The following is a 21,455-nucleotide window of genomic DNA, read 5'->3' as shown; positions in this document are numbered from 1 at the left end:
CCGCCGGAGTCAGCCGCGAAGGAGATACTCTTTCGCGGCGCCAAGGCAGGCATGAAAATGGCCGATAAACAGCAGTTCGCGTGCGGCCAAACGTTTCCTGCCCCAAAAGCCTTCGGTCAGTTTGACCTCGTCGAGCGAAGCGTTTGAGCCGCGCTTCAACGGGAACAACTGCTTGTCGAGGCAACCGAGGACATGGGCCTTGGCGGAGTCGATGCCGCAGACCTTGCCATTGTTGTTCAGCCTGTCGGTGCGAAGCGCTGATGTCATGTGATCCGTGTTGCGCATCAGAAAGTCACCTGGGCTTTCGAATAGCCGGTTGCCAGAAGACGGCTCGTCATCGCCAAACGGGCTTCACGATAGGACTTCGGGCTGCACTGGCCGGCGCTAAAGGCCACCGACGGTTGGGTCAGGAACAGGGCCACGCCCGTGAACACAATGACAAGCCGCATTCCGTTCATTCCGGCTCCCAAATGTGATGCTGCCTCAAAGCGCCTTCACCGCCACCTTCACCGGCTGCTCGATCTCCAGCGGGTTGCGCAGCGGCAGGCCGAAATCCCCGGCCTCGATCTCGAACACGTCGCCGGCCTGAGTCTTGATGCCGTCGGCAAAGGACAGCGTCGCCGTGCCGAACATGTGCACATGCACGTCGCCCGGCTGGCGGAAGGCCGAATATTTGAAGTGATGATGTTCGAGATTGGCGATTGTGTGCGACATGTTCGCTTCGCCCGACAGGAACGGCTTTTCCCACAGCAAATTGCTGTCGCGATAGATTCGCGATGAGCCCCTGACGTCGGCCGGCAGGTCGCCGATCAGGATTTCCGGCCCGAACGAGGCGTTGCGCAGTTTGGAATGTGCCAGGAACAGATAGTTCACCCGCTCGGTAACATGATCGGAAAACTCGTTCGACAGCGTGAAGCCGACGCGGAACGGCGCGCCGTCGTCGCCGATGACATAGATGCCGGCGATTTCCGGCTCCTCGCCGGCGTCCTGCGCAAAGGCCGGCGACATCAGTGCGGCGCCCGGCGCCACCGCCATGGTGCCGTTGCCCTTGTAGAACCATTCCGGCTGCACGCCGGTCTGGCCCTTGGCCGGCTTGCCGCCTTCGAGCCCCATGCGGAACATCTTCATGGAATCGGTAAGCTGCTCCTCGCCGCCATCGCTGAGCTTCTTGTGCATGGAATCGCGCGTCGCCGCCGAGCCGAGATGGGTCAGGCCGGTGCCGGTCAGATGCAGATGCGCAGGATCGGGATGGTTGATCGGCGACACCAGCCGGCCCTTCTTGTAGACGGCGTCGAGGTCTATCGCTTCACCGAACCCCTTGCGCTCGATCAGCGCGGCGAGGCCCGTTCCGGTGCGCGCGGCTTCCATGGCCAGCGAATAGACGCTGCGGGCGCCGTTGATGATCCTGGTCTTGCCGCCGCCATTGCGGGCGACGACGCGGATGGTCTCGGCGTCGTCGAGGATCTGGGAGATTAGCATGATGAAATCCTCTCTCATGTGCCTTGGCCGGGTTGCCCCTTGGCAAACCTTGACCTGCGCGGCTCGGACCTCGCCGCGCCACGGGTTGAACTCTTCGTCCGGATTGCGCTCGCGAGCTCCATCCCTCGGGGGACTTCTTATGCCGACAATTTGCCGGCTGCACCGCGACCGTATGCCTCCTGCTTGCCTCGCCTGAAGCTTGTCAGGCCTTGTTCTTGTTGTAGACGTCGAAGATCACGGCGCCGAGCAGCACCAGGCCTTTGACCACCTGCTGCCAGTCGACATTGACGCCCATGATCGACATGCCGTTGTTCATCACGCCCATGATGAAGCCGCCGACGACCGCCCCGATGACCTGGCCGACGCCGCCCATCGCCGAGGCGCCGCCGATGAACACGGCGGCGATGACGTCGAGCTCCGAGCCGAGACCCGCCGCCGGGACCGCCTGGCCGAGACGAGCCGCGATGATCAGGCCGCCAAGCGCCGACAGCACGCCCATATTGATGAACACCATCAGCGTCAGCCGCTCGGTGTTGATGCCCGACAGCTGCGCCGCCTTGGGATTGCCGCCCATGGCGTAGATGCGCCTCCCGATGGTCATGCGCTTGGTGACGAAGACGAACAGCGTGATCAGCACGCCCATGACCAGCAGCACCACGGGCAGGCCGCGGTAGCTGGCAAACTCATAGACCAGGAACAGCGCCAGCGCGCTGGCGACCAGCGTCTTGACGACGAACAGGGTGAAGGGCTCGGCCTCATAACCATGGCGTTCTCGTTTGCGCCGGGTGCGGACCCCGAAATAGGCATAGGCGAGCACGGCGATCAGCCCCAGCACGACCGTCGTCATGTGCAGGGTCACGCCGCTGCCCATGATGGTCTTGCCGGCTGCGTTCACGACCGGCGGGACGAGCGTCAGTGGGCCGATCACATCCGGGATGAAGCCGGAGCTGAGCATCTTGAAGTCGTCGGGAAGCGGACCCACCGACGAGCCGCCGCCAAGCAACGCCTGGCAAATGCCGCGGAAGATCAGCATGCCGGCCAGCGTGACAATGAAGCTCGGTATCCGGTGATAGGCGATCCAATACCCTTGCGCGGCGCCGATCAGGCCACCCGCGACCAGGCAGACGATCGAAACCACCAGGGGATTGCTCAGCGGTCCGAGTTGCCAGATGACCATCATGTTTGCCGCCAGCGCGCCAATGAAACCGGCGACCGATCCGACGCTGAGGTCGATATAGCCCGATACGATCACCAGCAGCATGCCCAGCGCCATCACGATGATGAAGGAGTTCTGCTGCACCAGATTGCTGAGGTTTACCGGCTTGAACAACGTCCCCGACGTGGTGAACTGGAAGAACAGCATGATGACGATCAGGGCTATGATCAGTCCGTATTCGCGTAAATTCGTCGCCAGCGCCGAGACGGCGATGCGCGGGCGCTGTTCGTCGGCGACGTTGCCCTGCGGGGCGGGGGCGCTTTCGGTGCTCATGCTGCTTTTCCTTCTCCCCGGACGATGGCGCGCATTATCTTTTCCTGGCTTGCTTCCGCCGCCGGCATTTCTCCCACCATGCGCCCTTCGTTCATGACGTAGATGCGGTCGGTAATCCCCAGCAATTCCGGCATTTCCGACGAGATGACCACGATCGCCTTACCCTCCGAGGCAAGGCGCGCGATGATCGTGTAGATTTCATACTTGGCGCCGACATCGATGCCGCGTGTCGGCTCGTCGAGGATCAGCACGTCAGGATCGGCAAACAGCCATTTCGACAGCACCACCTTCTGCTGGTTGCCGCCGGAAAGATTGCCGGTCATCTGATAGACGCTTGACGCACGGATATTGGTCTTCTTGCGATAGTCGTTGGCGACCGCAAGTTCGCGCATGTCGTCGATCACGCTGTGGCGCGACACGCCGTCGAGATTGGCCAGCGTAATGTTATGCTTGATATGATCGATGAGGTTCAGGCCGTAGGTCTTGCGGTCCTCGGTGACATAGGCGATGCCGTGTTGGACCGCCTTGCTTACCGAGGAGACATCGACCGGCTTGCCCTTGAGCAGCACTTCGCCGGTGATGCGGCGGCCATAGGAGCGGCCGAACAGGCTCATGGCGAATTCGGTGCGGCCGGCGCCCATCAGCCCGGCGATGCCGACCACCTCGCCCTTGCGCACATTGATGTCGATGCCCTTGATCACCTGCCGCTCGGCATGGAGCGGGTGATAGACCGACCAGTTTTTCACCTCGAACACGACTTCGCCGATCTTGGGCTCGCGCGGCGGATAGCGGTCGTCGAGCGAACGGCCGACCATCGAGGTGATGATGCGGTCTTCGGAGATATCCTTCTTGGCCAGCGTCTCGATGGTGCGCCCGTCACGGATGACGGTTACCTTGTCGGCGACCCGGTTGATCTCGTTGAGCTTGTGCGAGATCAGGATCGAGGTCATGCCTTGTCGCTTGAATTCGAGCAGAAGATCGAGCAGCGCCTGGCTGTCTTTCTCGCTGAGCGACGCGGTCGGCTCATCGAGGATCAAAAGCTTGACGTCCTTGCTCAGCGCCTTGGCGATCTCGACCAGCTGCTGCTTGCCGACGCCGATATTGGTGATCAGTGTCTTGGGGTCCTCCTTGAGGCCCACCTTCTTCAACAGGGCAGCGGTGCGCGCCTCGTTGGCATCCCAGTCGATGACGCCGTATCGGGCGTTTTCGTTGCCGAGGAAGATATTTTCGGTGATCGACAGCATCGGCACCAGCGCTAGCTCCTGGTGGATGATGACGATGCCCTTGTGTTCGCTGTCATGGATACCTTTGAACTGGCATTCCTGACCCTGAAAAATGATCTGGCCGTCATATGTGCCGGCGGGATAGACGCCCGACAGAACCTTCATCAGCGTCGACTTGCCGGCGCCGTTCTCGCCAACCACGGCGTGGATCTCGCCTTCTTCGACGCTGAGGTTGACGTTCGACAGCGCCTTCACGCCGGGGAACGTCTTGGTGATGTCGCGCATCTCCAAAATCGTCGTCATCAGGGCAAGCTCCTCCTGTTGCATGTCGCTCAAAAGTGCTTGCGGTTTGAGACAACGACATGCACGGAAATAAAGTCCGGTAGAAACAATACCGGGGTCGCTTGTGAACGGAAAGGGGTCCTGCGTCGCGCAGGACCCCTGTCTTTATAAACGGATTACTTCAGTTCGTCGGCCTTGATGTAGCCGGAGTCGACGACCAGTGCCTGGTAGTTCGACTTGTCGACCTCATGCGGCGTCAAAAGGATCGAGGGAACGACCTTGACGTCGTTATTGTAGGTCTTTTCATCGAGGCCGTCCGGCTTGCCGCCCGAGAGCACCTTGTCGACGAGTTCGACGGTGGCCTTGGCCAGTTCGCGGGTGTCCTTGAACACGGTCGAGTATTGCTCGCCCGTGATGATCAGCTTGACCGAAGCAGTCTCGGCGTCCTGGCCGGTCACGATCGGCCACGGCTGGGCGTCGGTGCCGTAACCGACGGCGCGCAGCGAAGCGGTGATGCCGCGCGACAGGCCGTCATAGGGCGAAAGAACGCCATCGACGCGGCTGCCGTCCGAGTAGTTGGCCGACAGAAGGTTGTCCATGCGCGCCTGGGCGGTGGCGGCGAGCCAGCGCAGCGTGCCGACCTTGTCCATGCCGGTCTGGCCGGACTTGATCTTGATCGAGCCGTCATCGATCAGCGGCTGCAGCACCGAGATTGCGCCGTTGTAGAAGAAGAAGGCGTTGTTGTCGTCCGGCGAGCCGCCGAACAGTTCGACGTTCCACGGCTTGGTGTTCGGGAAGCGCTCCTTGAGGCCCTTGACCAGCGAGTTCGCCTGGATCACGCCGACGCCGAAATTGTCGAAGGTGGTGTAGTAATCGACATTGGCGGTCTTCTTGATCAGGCGGTCATAGGCGACGACGACGACGCCGGCGTCAGCGGCCTTCTGCAGCGCGTCCGACAGGGTCGTGCCGTCGATCGAAGCGATGATCAGCGCCTTCGGGCCCTTGGTGATTTCGTTTTCCAGCTGGCTGAGCTGGTTGGGGATGTCGTCCTGCGCGTACTGCAGGTCGACCGTGTAGCCGAGAGCTTCGAGCTGGGACTTGACGGCATCGCCGTCATTGATCCAGCGCTGCGAGGTCTTGGTCGGCATCAGCACGCCGACAAGACCCTTGTCGGCTGCATGCGCCGAGTAGGTCATGGCAGCGATGCCAAGGGCCGCGACGGCGGCCAGTGTCTTGATAATTTTCACGTAAACTCTCCCTGGTTGATGGACGCGACACCTCGGGGCTTCGCGGGCCGCGCAGTCGGGCGGATGCGCCAAAGCGCCGCCGCCGTCATAATCGATCTCCGGTATCCTCCCAATCGGCCCTCAGTCTTGATTTAAATCGATACGATTTTGCTCGTCATCGACCGTCAAGTCTTGAGGACGCGCGAAAGTGTGACCCTTTGCCATAACTGTCAAATGCGATCTTCGGTGGTTGCTATACCAAAACCGGTATATGACGAGACCGGGCTGGAACAGTGGCGGAAGCGGGAAAAGGCATGGCGGCTTTACGAGGTCCTCAGGGAATTTCAAGCGGTTACGATGAATTGCCGGGCGATGGCGAGACACTTCTGCGCAGTGGCTTGAGCCTGCGTCACATGCGCATGATCGCAGCGCTGGACGATCACGGTCGGGTGAGCGCGGCCGCCCAGGTGATGAACATCTCGCAGCCGGCGGCCTCGCGCATGATTTCCGAGATGGAAGCGGTGCTCGAGGTCAAGCTGTGCGAAAGGCTGCCGCGCGGCATCACGCTCACCCCTTACGGCAAGGCGCTGGCCCGGCGCGCGCGCTCGATCCTGCTCGAAATGCGCGAGGCCGACCGCGAAATATCGGAGCTCAAGGCCGGCAAGGGCGGCTCGGTGTTCCTTGGCGCGGTGACGGCGCCGGCGATCGAACTGGCGGTCCCGGCGATCCGCGAGATACGCCGCCTTTATCCGCGCATCGAGATTACCATGCAGGTCGAGACGTCGAATGTGCTGGCGCGCGAACTGATCGCCACGCGCCATGATTTCATCATCGCCCGTGTTCCCGAAGACCTCAATCCGCGGCTGTTCGAATCGCGCGTCATCGGCGTCGAGAAGGCCTGCCTGATCGTGCGTCGCGGCCACCCGCTGAGCAATGGCCATCCTCTTAACAATGGGAGGGCGGTGCGGCTGGAGGACACCGCCGCCTTCGACTGGGTGTTCCAGTCGGGCGGGTCGCCGCTGCGCCAGGCGATGGAGAGCAATTTCCTGAACCGCAACATCGCCCTGCCGGACCGCATCCTCAACACCTCGTCGCTGCTGCTCACCCTGGTCATGGTGGCGCAGTCCGACGCCATCGCCCCGGTGTCGATCCAGGTGGCAAAATTCATCCAGAACCCCGACGGTCTCGCCGGCGCCATCGACGTCGTCCAGACCGAGTTCGACATCGAGGTCCGGCCCTACAGCCTGATCACGGTGAAGAACCGAGTCTTGTCGCCGGCGGCCAAGATGCTGCACGATTTTATCTTGCGGGAAGTGGGATAGGAACTGGAGCGGGTAGAGGGAATCGAACCCTCGCGTTCAGCTTGGGAAGCTGACAAGCTACCATTACATCATACCCGCGTCGGCTCCTCGATATCATGACGGGCGTGCTTCGGGCAATCGCCTTGGACAGCTCTTCGGAAACGGCTGTTGGAAACCCCGACCGATTGCGCCAGTCCGCCTGCCTTGATGCGGGCGCAGCAAGTGCGTATTCGTGCCCCTGTACCCCCAAATCCGGGGCACCCGAATTTGGAGGCAGGCCCCTTGTCCACAGTGACGCGCTTTCTCGGTGACTCGCCCGTCAGGGTGATCGTCAAGCTGCTGGTCGTGTCGTTCCTGGTCGGCCTGGTCATGAATGCGTTCGGCTGGACGCCGATGGACGTCTTCTACCGCATCCAGGGTTTCTTCATCGATCTTTGGAACCTCGGCTTCAACGCGGTCTATCGCTTCTTGGGCTATATCCTGCTCGGCGCCGCGATCGTCGTGCCGGTGTTCATCCTGCTCAGGCTCGCGAACTACCGGAAGTGAAGCGGACCACGATCCCGAAAAGTGGAAACCGGTTTTCGGAAAAGATTGTGCTCAAACCAAAGGCCACTCAGGCAAACTCCGACGCCACCTCGAACAGGATGGCGTGGCGCGCCGCGAGCGCTGCGACATCGGTCGAATAGCCGCCGCCGATGACACCGCAGACCGGGATGCCCAGCGCGCGGAAATGACCGATCACCATGGCGTCGCGGGCACGCACGCCGTCATCGCTGAGCGATAGCCGGCCGAGCCGGTCCTCGGCATGCACGTCGACACCGGCATTGTAGAAGACGATGTCCCAGTGCGCCTTGGCCGAGAGCTCCGGCAGGAGGACACCCAGCCGTTCGAGATAGGCGCCATCGCCGGTGCCGTCCGGCAGCGCAACGTCGAGATCGGAGGCAATCTTGCGCACCGGATAATTGCGCTCGCCATGCATGGAAAAGGTGAACGCGCGTGGCTCGTCTTTCAGGATGTCCGCGGTGCCGTCGCCCTGATGCACATCGAGATCGACGATCAGGATGTTTTTCACCGCGTCTTCGGCTAGCAGCACCAGCGAAGCGACGGCAACATCGTTGAAGGTGCAGAAGCCCGCGCCTTGCGCGCGCCGCGCATGGTGGCTGCCGCCGGCGCTGTTGCAGGCAATGCCATCGATAAGCGCCAGTCGCGCCGCCAGCACCGTGCCGCCGGCGGCGAGTTGCGCCCTGAGCGAAACGCGCGGTCCCACGGGAAAGCCGATCTCGCGCTCGATCTTTTCAGGCACTGAACACGTGATGACCTGGTCGACATAATCAGCCGCATGGGCGAGCTTCAGCCAGGAGGCCGGCGCCGGCTCGGGCATCGACAGCGCCCCCGCATGGATCAGACCCCTGATATGCAAGGCCTGCATCAGCACCGGATATTTGCTCATCGGAAAGCGATGATTGACGGCGAAGCCGGCATCGTAGTCGGGATGATGGACGATCTGCAGGGGCATGGCTAAAGCAATTCCAGGAAAAGTGTGCAGCGGTTTTCCCGGGAGAAGCGCGTAGCGCTTCCCCTAGGAATTGCTTAAAACCAGTACTCGGATCCGGCGGGCTCGCGCCAGAAGAACATTTCGGTTGGCCGTCACGGCAAGAGTGATTGCGCGGTGGCCGGAAAATGGGGCACATCGGCTGTTCGATCAAGCCGCAATCAGCAAGGCAGCAGTCCCCTGGACACGGGTGCAATCCCAGCCGACGCGAGACCCTTCGCCGTCACCAACCGTTCGGTGCTCGCCATCGCCGTGCCGATGACGCTCGCCTATCTGACGACGCCGCTGCTCGGCATCGTCGACACGGCGGTGGTCGGGCAGTTCGGCGATGCCGCCCTGCTCGGCGGCCTGGCGGCCGGGGCGCTGGTCTTCGACGTGGTCTTCAGCACCTTCAATTTCCTGCGCTCCGGTACCACCGGCCTCGTCGCCCAGGCGTTTGGGCGCGGCGACGAACTGGAGGAGCAGGCGGTGTTCTGGCGCGCCGTGCTGATCGCGGTCGCCGCCGGCATCGTGCTTGTCGTCCTTGCGCCGCTGATTGCCATCGCCGGCCAGAAATTCATCGGCGGCGAAGCGCGCGTCGGCGAGGCGATGGGCGTCTATATCCACATCAGAATGCTCGCCGCCCCCTTCACGCTGATCAACTACGCCATCCTCGGCTATGTCCTTGGACGCGGCGAGGGCGGGCTTGGGCTGATGCTGCAGGCGGTGCTCAACGGCATCAACATCGTGCTTTGCATCCTGCTCGGCCTGAAGCTTGGCTGGGGCGTCGCCGGCGTGGCCTGGGCGACCGTCACCGGCGAATGTCTGGCCATGCTGCTGGGTCTCGCCATCGTTGTCTGGCGCTTCCGGGCCGCACCCCGCCTGCCGCGGCATCGCCTGCTCGACATGCCCGCTTTCCTGCGCATGCTGTCGCTCAACCGCGATATCATGATCCGCTCGTTCTCGCTGCTCGCCGCTTTCGCGCTGTTCACCCGCCAGGGCGCGCAGTTCGGCACGCTGACGCTGGCCGCCAATGCCGTGCTGATGAACTTCTTCCTCGTCGCCGGCTATTTTCTCGACGGTTTCGCCACCGCGGCCGAACAGTTGGCGGGACGCGCGATCGGCGCACGTGCCGAGACGGCGTTCCGCCGGGCGGTACGTCTGACCTTATTCTGGGGGTTCGGCCTCGCCGGAACCGCCACGCTGATCTTCTGGCTCGGCGGCGCCGGCCTGATTTCGTTGATCACCACGTCGCCGGATGTTCGTGCTGTTGCCGACATCTATCTGCCGTGGGCGGCACTGACACCGCTGAGCGGCGTGCTGGCCTTCCAGATGGACGGCGTCTTCATCGGCGCTACCTGGTCGCGCGAGATGCGCAACATGATGCTGGTGTCGTTCCTGGCCTTCAGCGCCGCATTGTTCAGCTTGGCGCCGTCTCTCGGCAATCACGGCCTGTGGGCGGCGCTGCACGTCTTCCTGCTGGTGCGCGGCTTCAGCCTGCTGGCCATCCTGCGGCTCCGGTTGCGCACGGCGTTTTAGCGCTTAGAAACGGCCATTGGCCCAATTTCTTGTCAGCTCGCCTGCTGCCTCGCAAACGTCCATGGCAATCTCGTGGTCGGAAGGCGCAAGCGCCGCTACGACTGCATTGCAGTTTTTGGCGGGCTGCTCGGCAGAAGGCATATCGGAATAGACAAAGAAGCAAACGGCCGCTGACTGCAATGCAGCGGTCGACGAGACGTTCGCGGGCAAGGCATTCCCAGCGGCGGCCTGGCAAAGTTGCCGCACATAGGGCTCCAGTTGACCATTGCCAAAAGGAGCAGCCATGGACGCAAGAATGAAAACCGCAGTCAATGGCATTGCAGCCTCGCTTTTCAATCGAAGACGCTGACAGGTCTTGTGTGCTCTAAATATAGCATCAGATCGGACAGCGGCCACGTTCGCTGCGGATCAACGGCGTAGCTTGGCCGTCAAATCAAAGCGGCTTTGCCGCCCATTCGCCGAGCCGGCTATCGCGCAGGCCGCGCAAGGACGTCAGCTGTTCCCTGTCGGCGAACTTCGCCATGCCGGCAAGGATGCGGCCGGGCAGCGCCGGTCCGGCATAGACCATGCCGGTGTAGAGCTGCACGAGGTCGGCGCCGGCGCGGATTTTCTCCAGCGCGGTCTCGGCGGAATCGACGCCGCCGACGCCGATGACGGCGCGCTCCGGCCCGAGCAGCCGACGCATCTTGGCCAGCACGATGGTCGAACGCTCGAACAGCGGTTTTCCCGAGAGACCGCCGGTCTCGCCGGCGCCGCTTGGGCTACGCAATCCGGATCGCGAGAGCGTCGTGTTGGAGACGATGACGCCGTCGATCTGCTTTTCGGTCACTTCGGCGGCGATGTCTTCCAGCTCGGCCTCGACCAGATCGGGTGCGACCTTGAGAAAGATTGGTGGCTGGGCCGATGCCGAGCCACGGGCCGATATGACGCGACCCAGAAGTTCGCCGAGCTGTTCGCGCGCCTGCATGTTGCGCAGGCCGGGCGTGTTGGGCGACGAGATGTTGACGGTGAGATAACTGGCGTATTTCGCAAAGCGGGAGACGCCGAGCTCATAGTCATGGACACGATCGGCGCTGTCCTTGTTGGCGCCGATGTTGACGCCGACGATGCCGACGCGTCCCTTGCGCGCGGCAAGGCGCATCTCGGCCGCTTCGTGGCCCTCATTGTTAAAACCCAGCCGGTTGATCACCGCATCATCCTCAGCCAGCCGGAAAATGCGCGGCTTCGGATTGCCGGCCTGCGGCAGCGGCGTCACGGTGCCGACTTCGGCAAAGCCGAAGCCGAGGCTAAGCAGCGCGTCAGGCACCTCGGCATTCTTGTCATAGCCTGCGGCCATGCCGAGCGGATTGGGGAAGGCGATGCCACAGAGGCTGAGCTTCAACCTGTCGTCGCGCACCGTCCGCGCGCCGACCGGCAGACCGCAGCGCAGCGCCGCGATCGACATGCCATGCGCCGTTTCCGGATCGAAGGTGAACAGCAGTTTCTGGCCGATGCGATCGAACACGCTCATTCGGCCTCCAGCGCCGGAAACTGGTGTGCGCCATCAGCGCCGAGCGGCAATGGTTTCACCCACAGCACGGCGCTCATATCGAGCACGCCATAGAGATGCGGAAACAGCGCGCCGCCGCGCGAGACCTCGTATTTCAGCGCGTCACCGAGCAGCGCCCCGTCGATGGCGATCAGCAGCAAATCCGTCTGGCCGGCGAAATGCTTCGCCGCCGTCTCCCTGGCCTGATCAGCAGTGGAGAAGTGGATGAAGCCGTCGGCGACGTCGATCGGAGCGCCGGTGAAGCGGCCGTTTTTCTCGGCCGCGCGCCAAAGCGCTTCGGGCGCGATCTTGTAGATAATCTGAGACATGGTTGCGCTATAATCCGAACCGATCATGCGGGGAAGGGCAACTCGTCCGCATTTACGGCGCAAAGCTGTGATAGGTTGCGCACCCTGGCTCGTGGAGGATGGAACATGCGTCTGCAGCACATACTGATCCCCGCCGCACTGGTCTCGCTGGTCGCGGCGTCGGCCTGGTCCGAAGAGACCGACCACTACCGGCTGGAAAAAGCGGCCAACGGCTATGTCCGCATGGACACCCGGACCGGCGCCATGTCGATCTGCGAGGAGCGCTCCGGCGAGCTCGTCTGCAAGATGGCGGCCGACGAACGCGCCGCCTTCCAGGACGAGGTCGAGCGTTTGCAGGCCTCGATGAAGGCCATGGACGAACGCGTCGCCAGGTTGGAGAATTCGCTGTCGGCCCGTCTCGAGTCGAAATTGCCGAGCGAAGAGGATTTCGACAAGACGATGAGCTATATGGAGCGCATGCTGCGTGGCTTCATGGGCATCGTCAAGGAGATGGACAAGGACAATGGCGACGGCGCCAAGCTCAACTCGCAAAAGACCTGAGCTGCCCGGCGCAAAGTGCCGTCCGGCCATTGCCGCTTGAAAACAAAGCGCTTCGCCGCATAATCGTCCGATCCCGTAAAAGCCGTCAATCGATAACGAAGTTTGGGCAACAACGGGATTTGGGGAGGAACATTTGCCGTCGGGCTACACCTTCGTCATTGCCGACGACCATCCGCTGTTCCGCGGCGCCTTGAAAGAGGCACTTGCCGGCGTCGGCGATGTCGCCGCCATTCACGAGGCCGGCGATTTCGAAAGTGCCAAGGCCCTGGTCGTGGCCAATGAGGATGTCGACCTGGTGCTGCTCGACCTGTCGATGCCGGGCGCCAGCGGCCTGTCCGGTCTGATCGCGCTGCGCGGCATCCACCCGGCGGTGCCGCTGGTGGTGGTGTCGGCCCACGACGACCCGGTGACCATCCGGCGCGCGCTCGATCTCGGCGCATCCGGCTTCATCTCCAAATCGGCCAGCATGGAGGAGATCCGCGGCGCCGTGCAGACGGTGCTGGCCGGCGATATCGCCGCGCCCGTCGGCATCGACCTCGGCGTCGAGCGCGACCCCGAAATATCCGACCTGATCAAGCGGCTGCAGGCGCTGACGCCGCAGCAGACGCGTGTCCTCGGCATGCTGGCCGAAGGCCTGCTCAACAAGCAGATCGCCTACGAACTCAGCGTCTCCGAAGCGACTGTAAAGGCGCATGTCTCGGCCATCCTGCAGAAACTCGGCGTCGACAGCCGCACCCAGGCGGTGATCCAGCTGTCCAAGATCGGCAGCGATCCGTTGCAGCCAGCAGGCTAAAGCTATTCCAGGAAAGTGCGTAGCGCTTTCCCTTGGGAATTGCGCAAAAACAAAGAGATAGGACTCTACTCGGCCGCCGACGCCAGCGGCCTGACCCTGGCCATCATCGAGCGTAGCACGGCCGGCTTCAGCGGCTTGTTGATCACCGGCACGTCAATGGCGGCGGCAGCGGCACGGACCTCGGTGGAGCGGTCGGCGGTGACCAGCACGGCCGGCAGGTCCGAACCATGGATGTCACGCAGGCGCGCGATGATGTCGAGGCCGCTTCTGCCATCGAGATGATAGTCGGCAAGCACGATGTCGGGCCGATGGATGTCGGCCCTGGCGAAATCCTCCGAGCCGGAAAACGTGCCGACGCTGCAGCCCCAGCCTTCGAGCAAAAGCCGCATGCCGTCGAGGATGCGGGCATCGTTGTCGACGCACAGCACATGCAGTCCGGCGAGCGATGCGGTGGCGCGGGCCGGCGCCTTGGGCTCGACCTCGCGCCGCGGCGCTTCAACCGAAGCAACCGGCAGGATGACCGAAAAGCGCGTGCCCTTGCCGGCGTTGGAAAAGATCTGGATCTCAAGCCGCAGCACCCGGGCAATGCGGTCGACGATGGAGAGGCCGAGGCCGAGACCTTCAGCCTCGCGCACGCCTTCGTCGAGCCGGGTGAATTCGTTGAAGACCGTGTTCAGCTTGTCGCCGGCAATGCCGATGCCGGTGTCGATCACCTGGATTTCGGCAAGCTCGCCGCGCCGGCGCACACCGACCAGGATGCGGCCATGGCGCGTGTATTTGATGGCGTTGGAGACCAGGTTCTGGATCAGCCGGCGTAAGAGATTGCGATCTGTCATCACGATGAGCGATGAGGCCATGATCGTCAGATCGAGTTTCTTTTCGGCGGCGAGCGGCTGAAAATCGTTGCCGATCTGGCGCAGCAGCCCGTCCAGCCGGAAGGCGCTGTCATCCGGCTTCATGGCGCCGGCGTCGAGCCGCGAAATGTCCAGCACGGCACCCAGGATCGTCTCGACCGATTCGAGCGAGGATTCGATGTTGACGGCGGCCTTGCCCGCCGGGCCCTTGCCGGCCTTTTCGATCAGCGACGAGCAGTAGAGCCGGGCGGCGTTCAGCGGCTGCAGGATATCGTGGCCAGCGGCGGCGAGGAAGCGCGTCTTGCCCAGATTAGCCTCCTCGGCCAGCATCTGCGCCTGCGCCAGCTCCTCATTGACCCGGGTCAACTCCTCGTTGACTCTAGTCAGTTCGATGGTGCGCGTCTTGACCCGCTGCTCCAGCGATTCATTGGCCCGCTTCAGCGCCAAATCCTGTTCGACGCGTCCTGATATGTCGGCATAGGTGGCGACGATTCCGCCGTCCGGCATCGGGTTTGAGCGCAGTTCGAGGATGCGGCCGCTGGTCTTCAACTCCATCTGCCACGGGCTGACGAAACTGGTCAGCCGGTTGAGCATCGCCACGCGCTGGTCGGCCGGAATATCGCCGCGCTCGGCGAGGTGGCGCAGGATGCGGTCGAGCGAGACGCCGACCTGGCCCATCTCGTCGGGCAGGTCGAACAGCGCGCGATATTGTCTGTTCCAGCAGATCAGACGAAAATCGCGGTCGAATACGGTGATGCCCTGCTCCATCTGGTCGAGCGCGATCTGCAGCAGGTCGCGATTGTGCTGCAGCGCTTCGGTGGCGTCGTCGAGCAGGCGAAAGGCGTCCTTGGACTCGCGGTCGTTGCGGCGAAACAGCAGCGACAGGATCAGCCGCGCCGAAGACGAGCCGACCGCGCTCGCCAGCAGCTGCTCGGAAAAGCGGATGACATCCATGCTGGCCTGCTCATTGCCGTGCAGCGAGACGCCATTGCTTTTCTCGAAGGATTGGAAGGAGCGCTCGGTGCGCTCGACGCCGAGGTAGCGCGAGATGGTGTCTTTCAGCACGTTGACGGTGATGGCGGTGCGGAAGCGGCGCAGGCTGGGCATCGGGCCGGATTCGCGCGGCACGAAGATCGACGCCTGGATCCGCTCCAGCGGCACTGACGCGCGCGACAGCGAGCCGAGCACGAAGAACAGCGTGTTGACCGACAGGCTCCAGAGCACGCCGTGGTTCAACGGTTCGGCGACGGTGCCGAACAGAGCCTGCGGCCGCAGCGCCTCGAAACCGAACAACCCCTGCACGACGATGTCCGCGTCGGCTGCCGAGAGCGACGGCAAAAGCAGCGTATAGCCCCAGACGAGGATGCCGGCGACCATGCCAAGGGCCGCGCCGCGGCCATTGGCGCCGCGCCAGATCAGCCCGCCGATCAGCGCCGGCGCGAATTGGGCGATTGCCGCGAACGACATCAGGCCGATCGACGACAGCCGCGCCGAGTTGGTGCTTTCGCGGTAGTAGAGGAAGGCGATGAACAATAGGATGAAGATGGCGCCGCGCCGCACGTTGAGGATCAGCGTCGACCAATCCTCATTCTCAGAGGTCGTGGTCTTGAGCAGGCGGCGCACGAACAGCGGGATGACGAGGTCGTTGGAGATCATGATCGACAGCGCCACGCTTTCGACGATCACCATGGCGGTCGCCGCCGACAGCCCACCGATGAAGGCGGCCATGGCGAGGAAGTCATGGCCGCCGAACAAGGGCAGCGCCAGCACATAGAGGTCACTGGTGGTTTTGGCGCCGACCAGCGCCAGGCCGGCGAAGGCGATCGGCAGCACGAACAGGTTTATCGCCACGAGATAGAGCGGAAACACCCAGGTCGCGGTGCGCAGTTCGGCCTCGCCGCGGTTCTCGACGATGGTGACGTAGAACTGGCGCGGCAGCATGATGATGGCAAAGCCGCTCAGGCAAGTCAGCACCAGCCAGGTGGCGAGCGAGGTGTTGTAGCCCATGGCTTGCCGCACCTGGCTGTTTTCGGCCAGCTTGTCGATCATGTCGCCCGGGCCACCGAAGATCAGGAAGGTGACCATCAGGCCGATCGCCAGGAAGGCGGCGAGCTTGACCACGGTTTCGACCGCCACCGCCAGCACCAGCCCGTCCTGGTGCTCGGTGGCGTCGGCATGGCGGGTGCCGAACAGCACCGCAAACAGCGCCAAGAGCATGGCCACCACCAGCGAGATGTCGCTGACGAAGGGATCGAAGGAGGGCGGCGATCCCGTATAATGCTCGACCATCAGGCCGACCGAACCGGAGATCGCCTTCAATTGCAGTGCGATATAGGGCACCGCGCCGATGGTGGCGATCAGCGTGGCGATCGCCGAGACGGCAAAGCTCTTGCCGTAGCGCGCGCCGAGGAAGTCGGCGATCGAGGTGATCTTCTCGCTCTTGGCCAGCCGCACGATGCGATTGAGCAGCGGAAAGCCGAACACGAACACCAGCACCGGCCCGGTGTAGATGCCCAAAAATTCGAGGCCGCGCTCGGACGACAGGCCGACCGAGCCGAAGAAGGTCCAGGAGGTGCAGTAGATGGCGAGGCTGAGCGCATAGATGAAGGGCCGGGCGCGGCCGGGTCCCAACGCCGTTGAACGCCGGTCGCCGAGGCTGGCGATGACGAACAGCAGCGTTACATAGGCGACCGCAATGATGACGATGAACCAGCCCTGCACGGCCCGAAAATCCTCCTCGGCCAGCTTTCACCCCGGCCTGCCCAGAGGCAATCACAGCTCTAAGGTCAAGTCCATCGCGGCTTTCGGCGCATGGCCGCGACGCCGCCCTGTCGAACCGTGACCTAAGGTAAGGAGAAAGCGGTGTTTTCCAGCTTTTGCTTCTGTTGCAACCGCAGGTTTTTGTTATGGTGCGCACGGGCCGACGCCGGAGGGACGGCGGCAGCGCGGTCCGTCATGACAAGGAGGGTCGAATGCTGAAAGAATTCCAGGAATTCATTTCCAAAGGAAATGTGATGGACCTTGCGGTCGGCGTCATCATCGGCGCGGCCTTCAGCAAGATCGTCGATTCTCTTGTCAATGACATCATCATGCCTTTCATCGGCGCACTTGGTGGCGTCGACTTTTCCAACTACTTCATAGGCCTCTCATCAACAGTGCATTCGACCAATCTTGCCGACGCGCGTAAGGAAGGCGCGGTGTTCGCCTACGGCAATTTTATCACCGTGGCGCTGAATTTCGTCATCCTGGCTTTCATCATCTTCCTGATGGTCAAGGCCGTGAACAACATGCGCAAGCGGCTCGAGCGGGAGAAGCCGGCCGCACCTGCGGCTCCGCCACCGGCCGACGTCGCTTTGCTCACCGAAATTCGCGATCTCCTCGCCAGGAAATAGACAAGGCCAGATTTCTGGACCAAAACCCCGGTCGTTCGCGGCCGGGGTTTTCTGTTGCCGCATCTGCTAAGAGCATCCGCCAATGCATGTCGCCCATAAGTGCGCAGCGGTTCTGGATAATGACATGCATCAAAGCAGACATCAAAACGGACCTGTTCGTGACCCTGATCGATAGCTTGCGCGCCGAAGCGGTGGCCGCCCCCGAAAGCGGCATTGTCGCCGTCGTCAATTACGGCCGTACGCGCGAGGGCATGATCCCGCTCTGGGCCGGTGAAGGCGATTTGCCGACGCCTGCCTTCATTTCGGAAGCCGCCGCCAAGGGGCTCGCCAATGGCGAGACCTTCTACACCTGGCAGAAAGGCATTCCGGAGCTGAGGCAAGCGCTTTCCCGCTACTATGCCAGGCATTTCGGCAAGAGCTTCGCCGAAGAGGAATTCATCGCCACCGGTTCCGGCATGCATGCCATTCAGTTGGCATTAGCCGCGGTCGCCGGCAGCGGCGACGAGGTGGTCTATCTCTCCCCGGCCTGGCCGAATTTCGCCGCCGCCGCCGGTATTTCCGGCGCTACCCCGGTTGCGGTCACGCTCGACCAGTCGGGCAATGGCTGGTCCTGCGATGTCGACAAGATTGCGGCTGCGGTGACGCCGCGCACCAAGGCGCTGTTCGTCAACACGCCATCGAACCCCACCGGCTGGACGGCCGATAAGGAAACGCTGCAGGCGATCCTGAATCTCGCCCGCCAAAAGGGCCTGTGGATCATCGCCGACGAGATCTATTCGCTGTTCCACTACGGCCACGGCCGTGCGCCGTCCTTCCTCGACATTTCGACCGCGGAAGACCGCATCCTGTTCGTCAACTCCTTTTCCAAGAACTGGGCGATGACCGGCTGGCGCGTCGGCTGGATCAAGACCCATCCCGAGCTGCAGCAGGTGTTCGAGAACCTGATCCAGTATTCGACCTCAGGCGTCGCCCAGTTCATGCAGCGCGGCGCCGTCGCGGCGCTGGACCACGGTGATGCCTTCATCGTCGAGCAGGTGGAGCGCGCCAGGAGAGCGCGCGACCTGGTCTGCGATATTCTCGGCGCAACCGGCAAAGCGCGCTTCACCGTGCCGCAAGGCGCGTTCTATTTGTTTTTCACGGTCGACGGCATCACCGATCCGCACCGGGCTGCTTTCGACATCGTCGACAAGGCCAATGTCGGCCTGGCGCCGGGCACCGCCTTCGGCCCTGGCGGAGAGGCGTTTTTGCGCCTGTGCTTCCACCGCCGCCTCGACCAGCTCGAGGAAGCGGCACATCGCTTGGCGGGATGGATGAGGACGGTTTGAGATAAATGGCCGGCGGCTTCAGCCGCCCGACTTCGGCACCAGCAGCGGCACAATCCGGTCGCTCTTGGCGACAGTGGGCCGTCCGGCGGAGCCGTAGGGAATGCCGAGCGCATCCCATGTCTCGATCAGCGCGTCCTGAAGTCCCGCAATCAGCGCATCGGTATGGAACGGCGTCGGGGTGATGCGCAGCCGCTCGGTGCCGCGCGGCACGGTCGGATAGTTGATCGGCTGGATGTAGATGCCGTGTACGCCGAGCAGACGGTCGCTGGCCATCTTGCAGAGTTCGGGGTCACCGACCAGCACCGGCACGATGTGTGTCGGCGATTCCATCACCGGCAGGCCGGCTGCAGACAGAACCTCCTTGGTCCGCGACGCCTGGCGCTGTTGCGCATCGCGCTCGGCCTGCGAGCGCTTGAGGTGGCGGATGGACGTGGTGGCGGCGGCGGCGACGGCCGGCGGCAGCGCCGTGGTGAAGATGAAGCCCGGAGCATAGGAGCGCACCGCGTCGATGACGGCGCTGTTGCCGGCGATATAGCCGCCCAGCGTGCCGAATGCCTTGGCCAGCGTGCCTTCGATGATGTCGATGCGGTCGGCCAGCCCCTCGCGCTCGGTGATGCCGCCGCCGCGCGGTCCGTACATGCCGACGGCATGGACCTCGTCAATATAGGTCATGGCGTTGCAGCGTTCGGCGAGCTCGACGATCTGCTTGATCGGCGCGATGTCGCCATCCATCGAATAGACGCTCTCGAACACGATCAGCTTGGCGCGTTCGCGGCCCGCCGCCTGCAGCAGGCTTTCGAGATGCGCGACGTCGTTGTGGCGGAAAATCTTCTTTTCGGCACCCGAGCGCCGCACGCCTTCGATCATCGAGGCATGGTTGAGCTCGTCCGAAATGATCAGGCAATTGGGCAAAAGCCGCGCAATGGTCGAGATCGAGGCCTCGTTGGAGACGAAGCCGGAGGTGAAGACGAGCGCGGCTTCCTTGTCGTGCAGGTCGGCCAGTTCCAACTCAAGCTCGACCAACGGGTTCGAGGTGCCGGAAATGTTGCGGGTGCCGCCGGCGCCCGAACCCATCTTGCCGGCCGCGTTCTGGAAAGCGGCGATGACATCGGGGTTCTGGCCCATGCCGAGATAGTCGTTGGAGCACCAGACGGTGATTTCCTCGGCGCGGCCGTTGGAACGCCAGATAGCGCGCGGAAACTTGCCGACAATGCGCTCGAGATCGGCGAAAACCCGGTAGCGCCGCTCGGCGTGGAGCTGATCGATCGCTTCCTCGAAGAACCGCTGATAGTTCATGTCGCCTTCCCAGTTTTGCGCGGGATCATAATCGTTGGCCCATTCGTCGTCCACCGGGCCGTTTTGGTCAAAATGCCACGCCCCAAGCCTGTTCCTAACGATGCCAGATCGTGGCCTATTCCCTTGATGTGGATCAATTTTGTTTCCGTACGATGCCACAGGCCGGTGAGACTGTTACGGATTTAACATTCAGGCGTTTCTAATGGCCTTGCCGCAGGCTTTCCAGTAAGGCGGTGATTGAGACAGTTTCCGATAAATCATGAGTAAAAGAGGACACGGATGACGGTTTTGGTAACGGGCGGCGCCGGTTATATCGGCAGCCACATGGTCTGGGAACTGCTGGATGCCGGCGAGAGCGTCGTCGTTCTCGACCGCCTTTCCACCGGCTTCGAGTGGGCGGTAGCGCCGGAAGCCAAGCTTGTCGTCGGCGATGTCGCCGATAGGGAATTGGTCGGCCAGATCATCCGCGAGAACAAAGTCGACGCGATCATCCACTTCGCCGGTTCCATCGTGGTGCCGGAGTCGGTTGCCGACCCGCTCGCTTATTACGAGAATAACACCTCCAAGACCCGCACGCTGATCGAAACCGCGGTGCGCGAGGGCGTGCCGCATTTCATCTTCTCCTCGACCGCCGCCGTCTATGGCGGCGCCGGCCTGGAGCCGGTGCGTGAGGATGCCCGCCTGGCGCCGGAATCGCCCTACGGCCAGTCCAAGCTGATGAGCGAATGGATGCTGCGCGATGCAGCGCTTGCGCATCCCTTGCGCTACACGGCGCTGCGCTACTTCAACGTCGCCGGCGCCGATCCCAGGGGCCGGACGGGGCAGTCGACGCCTGGCGCCACGCATCTGATCAAGGTCGCCTGCGAGACCGCGCTCGGCAAACGCCCCTTCATGCAGGTGTTCGGCACCGATTATCCGACGCCGGACGGCACCTGCATGCGCGATTATATCCATGTCAGCGACCTGGCTGCGGCGCACCGGCTGGCGCTGCAGCGCCTGCGCGCCGGCGGCGGCAGCCTCGTCGCCAATTGCGGCTACAGCCACGGCTATTCGGTGCTCGAGGTCATCGACAGCGTGCGGCGCGCCTTCGGCCGGGATTTCGAGGTCAAGATGGGCGACCGGCGCCCCGGCGACGCCGCCGCCGTGGTTGCCAATTCGGACCTTGCACGCGCCGAACTCGGCTGGACCCCGCAACGCGACGACCTCGACCAGATCGTCGCCGATGCGCTCGCCTGGGAGCGTATCCTCACCGGCAAGAACTCCGCGCGGGGCTGAGCCGGGCACTTCCGAGGGCTCGCAAGGCGCGCGGCGAAGCGCTATTGAAGGCA

Annotated in this window: 20 protein-coding genes and 1 tRNA gene; 8 read left to right on the top strand and 13 right to left on the bottom strand. The window is 63.0% G+C overall.

What is annotated here, in order from left to right; all coding sequences use genetic code 11:
* Positions 1-9: 9 nt before the first annotated feature.
* From NLY33_RS01490 to chvE, 6 genes are all read right to left on the bottom strand, one after another.
* The gene (locus NLY33_RS01490; protein WP_023708173.1) at positions 10-285 is read right to left on the bottom strand and encodes a hypothetical protein; all 276 of its coding nucleotides are present in this window, start codon (positions 283-285) and stop codon (positions 10-12) included.
* On the bottom strand, positions 285-449 hold the full coding sequence (locus NLY33_RS01485; protein WP_023708172.1) for a hypothetical protein: 165 nt from the start codon (positions 447-449) through the stop codon (positions 285-287). Before NLY33_RS01485 ends, NLY33_RS01490 begins: the two co-directional genes overlap by 1 nt.
* 34 nt (positions 450-483) lie before the next feature.
* Positions 484-1,479, bottom strand: a complete 996-nt coding sequence (gene araD1, locus NLY33_RS01480) for an AraD1 family protein (RefSeq protein WP_023669636.1) — start codon at positions 1,477-1,479, stop codon at positions 484-486.
* A gap of 202 nt (positions 1,480-1,681) precedes the next feature.
* Positions 1,682-2,968, bottom strand: coding sequence for a multiple monosaccharide ABC transporter permease (gene mmsB, locus NLY33_RS01475; RefSeq protein WP_023669637.1), 1,287 nt, complete (start codon positions 2,966-2,968; stop codon positions 1,682-1,684).
* Positions 2,965-4,497, bottom strand: a complete 1,533-nt coding sequence (mmsA, locus tag NLY33_RS01470; RefSeq protein ID WP_027049369.1) for a multiple monosaccharide ABC transporter ATP-binding protein — start codon at positions 4,495-4,497, stop codon at positions 2,965-2,967. Before mmsA ends, mmsB begins: the two co-directional genes overlap by 4 nt.
* Before the next feature lie 152 nt (positions 4,498-4,649).
* The gene (chvE, locus tag NLY33_RS01465; RefSeq protein ID WP_023681943.1) at positions 4,650-5,720 is read right to left on the bottom strand and encodes a multiple monosaccharide ABC transporter substrate-binding protein; all 1,071 of its coding nucleotides are present in this window, start codon (positions 5,718-5,720) and stop codon (positions 4,650-4,652) included.
* A gap of 293 nt (positions 5,721-6,013) precedes the next feature.
* Here chvE and NLY33_RS01460 point away from each other — a divergent pair, with 293 nt between their 5' ends.
* Complete coding sequence (locus tag NLY33_RS01460) at positions 6,014-7,021, top strand: LysR family transcriptional regulator (RefSeq protein WP_023669640.1); 1,008 nt, start codon at positions 6,014-6,016, stop codon at positions 7,019-7,021.
* A gap of 4 nt (positions 7,022-7,025) precedes the next feature.
* Here NLY33_RS01460 and NLY33_RS01455 read toward each other — a convergent pair.
* A tRNA-Gly gene (locus tag NLY33_RS01455) sits at positions 7,026-7,099 on the bottom strand.
* A gap of 183 nt (positions 7,100-7,282) precedes the next feature.
* Between NLY33_RS01455 and NLY33_RS01450 the strand changes: the two genes are divergently transcribed.
* Positions 7,283-7,546 (top strand): DUF6460 domain-containing protein, encoded by a 264-nt coding sequence (locus tag NLY33_RS01450; RefSeq protein WP_023696688.1) that lies wholly within the window; start codon positions 7,283-7,285, stop codon positions 7,544-7,546.
* 67 nt (positions 7,547-7,613) lie between these two features.
* On the opposite strand, the gene NLY33_RS01445 is transcribed toward NLY33_RS01450, so the two are convergent.
* Positions 7,614-8,516: a histone deacetylase family protein gene (locus tag NLY33_RS01445; RefSeq protein WP_023703433.1), complete on the bottom strand. Its 903-nt coding sequence runs from the start codon at positions 8,514-8,516 to the stop codon at positions 7,614-7,616.
* Between the two features lie 216 nt (positions 8,517-8,732).
* Between NLY33_RS01445 and NLY33_RS01440 the strand changes: the two genes are divergently transcribed.
* On the top strand, positions 8,733-10,070 hold the full coding sequence (locus tag NLY33_RS01440) for an MATE family efflux transporter (RefSeq protein ID WP_023703432.1): 1,338 nt from the start codon (positions 8,733-8,735) through the stop codon (positions 10,068-10,070).
* A 3-nt stretch (positions 10,071-10,073) separates the two neighbouring features.
* On the opposite strand, the gene NLY33_RS01435 is transcribed toward NLY33_RS01440, so the two are convergent.
* From NLY33_RS01435 to NLY33_RS01425, 3 genes are all read right to left on the bottom strand, one after another.
* Positions 10,074-10,388, bottom strand: coding sequence for a hypothetical protein (locus tag NLY33_RS01435; protein WP_023703431.1), 315 nt, complete (start codon positions 10,386-10,388; stop codon positions 10,074-10,076).
* A 115-nt stretch (positions 10,389-10,503) separates the two neighbouring features.
* Complete coding sequence (locus NLY33_RS01430) at positions 10,504-11,580, bottom strand: quinone-dependent dihydroorotate dehydrogenase (protein ID WP_023703430.1); 1,077 nt, start codon at positions 11,578-11,580, stop codon at positions 10,504-10,506.
* Positions 11,577-11,927: a DUF952 domain-containing protein gene (locus NLY33_RS01425; RefSeq protein WP_023703429.1), complete on the bottom strand. Its 351-nt coding sequence runs from the start codon at positions 11,925-11,927 to the stop codon at positions 11,577-11,579. The genes NLY33_RS01430 and NLY33_RS01425 overlap by 4 nt, the downstream gene beginning before the upstream one ends.
* A 105-nt stretch (positions 11,928-12,032) precedes the next feature.
* Here NLY33_RS01425 and NLY33_RS01420 point away from each other — a divergent pair, with 105 nt between their 5' ends.
* The gene (locus tag NLY33_RS01420; protein WP_023703428.1) at positions 12,033-12,467 is read left to right on the top strand and encodes a hypothetical protein; all 435 of its coding nucleotides are present in this window, start codon (positions 12,033-12,035) and stop codon (positions 12,465-12,467) included.
* A 133-nt stretch (positions 12,468-12,600) separates the two neighbouring features.
* Complete coding sequence (locus NLY33_RS01415) at positions 12,601-13,260, top strand: response regulator transcription factor (protein ID WP_023703427.1); 660 nt, start codon at positions 12,601-12,603, stop codon at positions 13,258-13,260.
* A gap of 65 nt (positions 13,261-13,325) precedes the next feature.
* On the opposite strand, the gene NLY33_RS01410 is transcribed toward NLY33_RS01415, so the two are convergent.
* Positions 13,326-16,835: a PAS domain-containing hybrid sensor histidine kinase/response regulator gene (locus tag NLY33_RS01410; protein ID WP_023703426.1), complete on the bottom strand. Its 3,510-nt coding sequence runs from the start codon at positions 16,833-16,835 to the stop codon at positions 13,326-13,328.
* Positions 16,836-17,086: 251 nt separating this feature from the next.
* On the opposite strand from NLY33_RS01410, the gene mscL reads away from it, so the two are divergent.
* Both mscL and NLY33_RS01400 read left to right on the top strand, forming a co-directional pair.
* Positions 17,087-17,506: a large conductance mechanosensitive channel protein MscL gene (gene mscL / locus NLY33_RS01405; RefSeq protein ID WP_023681933.1), complete on the top strand. Its 420-nt coding sequence runs from the start codon at positions 17,087-17,089 to the stop codon at positions 17,504-17,506.
* 158 nt (positions 17,507-17,664) lie between these two features.
* Positions 17,665-18,831 carry a pyridoxal phosphate-dependent aminotransferase gene (locus NLY33_RS01400; RefSeq protein ID WP_023703425.1) on the top strand — a complete coding sequence of 389 codons (1,167 nt, stop codon included), beginning with the start codon at positions 17,665-17,667 and terminating at the stop codon, positions 18,829-18,831.
* An 18-nt stretch (positions 18,832-18,849) separates the two neighbouring features.
* Here NLY33_RS01400 and hemA read toward each other — a convergent pair whose 3' ends face one another.
* Positions 18,850-20,127, bottom strand: a complete 1,278-nt coding sequence (gene hemA / locus NLY33_RS01395; protein WP_023703424.1) for a 5-aminolevulinate synthase — start codon at positions 20,125-20,127, stop codon at positions 18,850-18,852.
* A gap of 279 nt (positions 20,128-20,406) precedes the next feature.
* On the opposite strand from hemA, the gene galE reads away from it, so the two are divergent.
* Positions 20,407-21,402, top strand: coding sequence for a UDP-glucose 4-epimerase GalE (gene galE, locus NLY33_RS01390; RefSeq protein WP_023703423.1), 996 nt, complete (start codon positions 20,407-20,409; stop codon positions 21,400-21,402).
* The last annotated feature ends 53 nt before the right edge of the window (positions 21,403-21,455 follow it).

This window comes from Mesorhizobium sp. C432A, from assembly GCF_030323145.1.
Lineage (GTDB): Bacteria > Pseudomonadota > Alphaproteobacteria > Rhizobiales > Rhizobiaceae > Mesorhizobium.
The sequence above is the reverse complement of the archived record's forward strand: the minus strand, read 5'-3'. Positions and strand labels throughout refer to the sequence as shown.

Coding starts and splice junctions, on each gene's coding strand:
- NLY33_RS01435 (WP_023703431.1), bottom strand. CDS start 10,388: ATGCCATTGACTGCGGTTTTCATTCTTGCGTCCATGGCTGCTCCTTTT.
- NLY33_RS01460 (WP_023669640.1), top strand. CDS start 6,014: ATGGCGGCTTTACGAGGTCCTCAGGGAATTTCAAGCGGTTACGATGAA.
- NLY33_RS01430 (WP_023703430.1), bottom strand. CDS start 11,580: ATGAGCGTGTTCGATCGCATCGGCCAGAAACTGCTGTTCACCTTCGAT.
- NLY33_RS01485 (WP_023708172.1), bottom strand. CDS start 449: ATGCGGCTTGTCATTGTGTTCACGGGCGTGGCCCTGTTCCTGACCCAA.
- NLY33_RS01420 (WP_023703428.1), top strand. CDS start 12,033: ATGCGTCTGCAGCACATACTGATCCCCGCCGCACTGGTCTCGCTGGTC.
- NLY33_RS01490 (WP_023708173.1), bottom strand. CDS start 285: ATGCGCAACACGGATCACATGACATCAGCGCTTCGCACCGACAGGCTG.
- NLY33_RS01445 (WP_023703433.1), bottom strand. CDS start 8,516: ATGCCCCTGCAGATCGTCCATCATCCCGACTACGATGCCGGCTTCGCC.
- mscL (WP_023681933.1), top strand. CDS start 17,087: ATGCTGAAAGAATTCCAGGAATTCATTTCCAAAGGAAATGTGATGGAC.
- galE (WP_023703423.1), top strand. CDS start 20,407: ATGACGGTTTTGGTAACGGGCGGCGCCGGTTATATCGGCAGCCACATG.
- mmsB (WP_023669637.1), bottom strand. CDS start 2,968: ATGAGCACCGAAAGCGCCCCCGCCCCGCAGGGCAACGTCGCCGACGAA.
- araD1 (WP_023669636.1), bottom strand. CDS start 1,479: ATGCTAATCTCCCAGATCCTCGACGACGCCGAGACCATCCGCGTCGTC.
- hemA (WP_023703424.1), bottom strand. CDS start 20,127: ATGAACTATCAGCGGTTCTTCGAGGAAGCGATCGATCAGCTCCACGCC.
- NLY33_RS01425 (WP_023703429.1), bottom strand. CDS start 11,927: ATGTCTCAGATTATCTACAAGATCGCGCCCGAAGCGCTTTGGCGCGCG.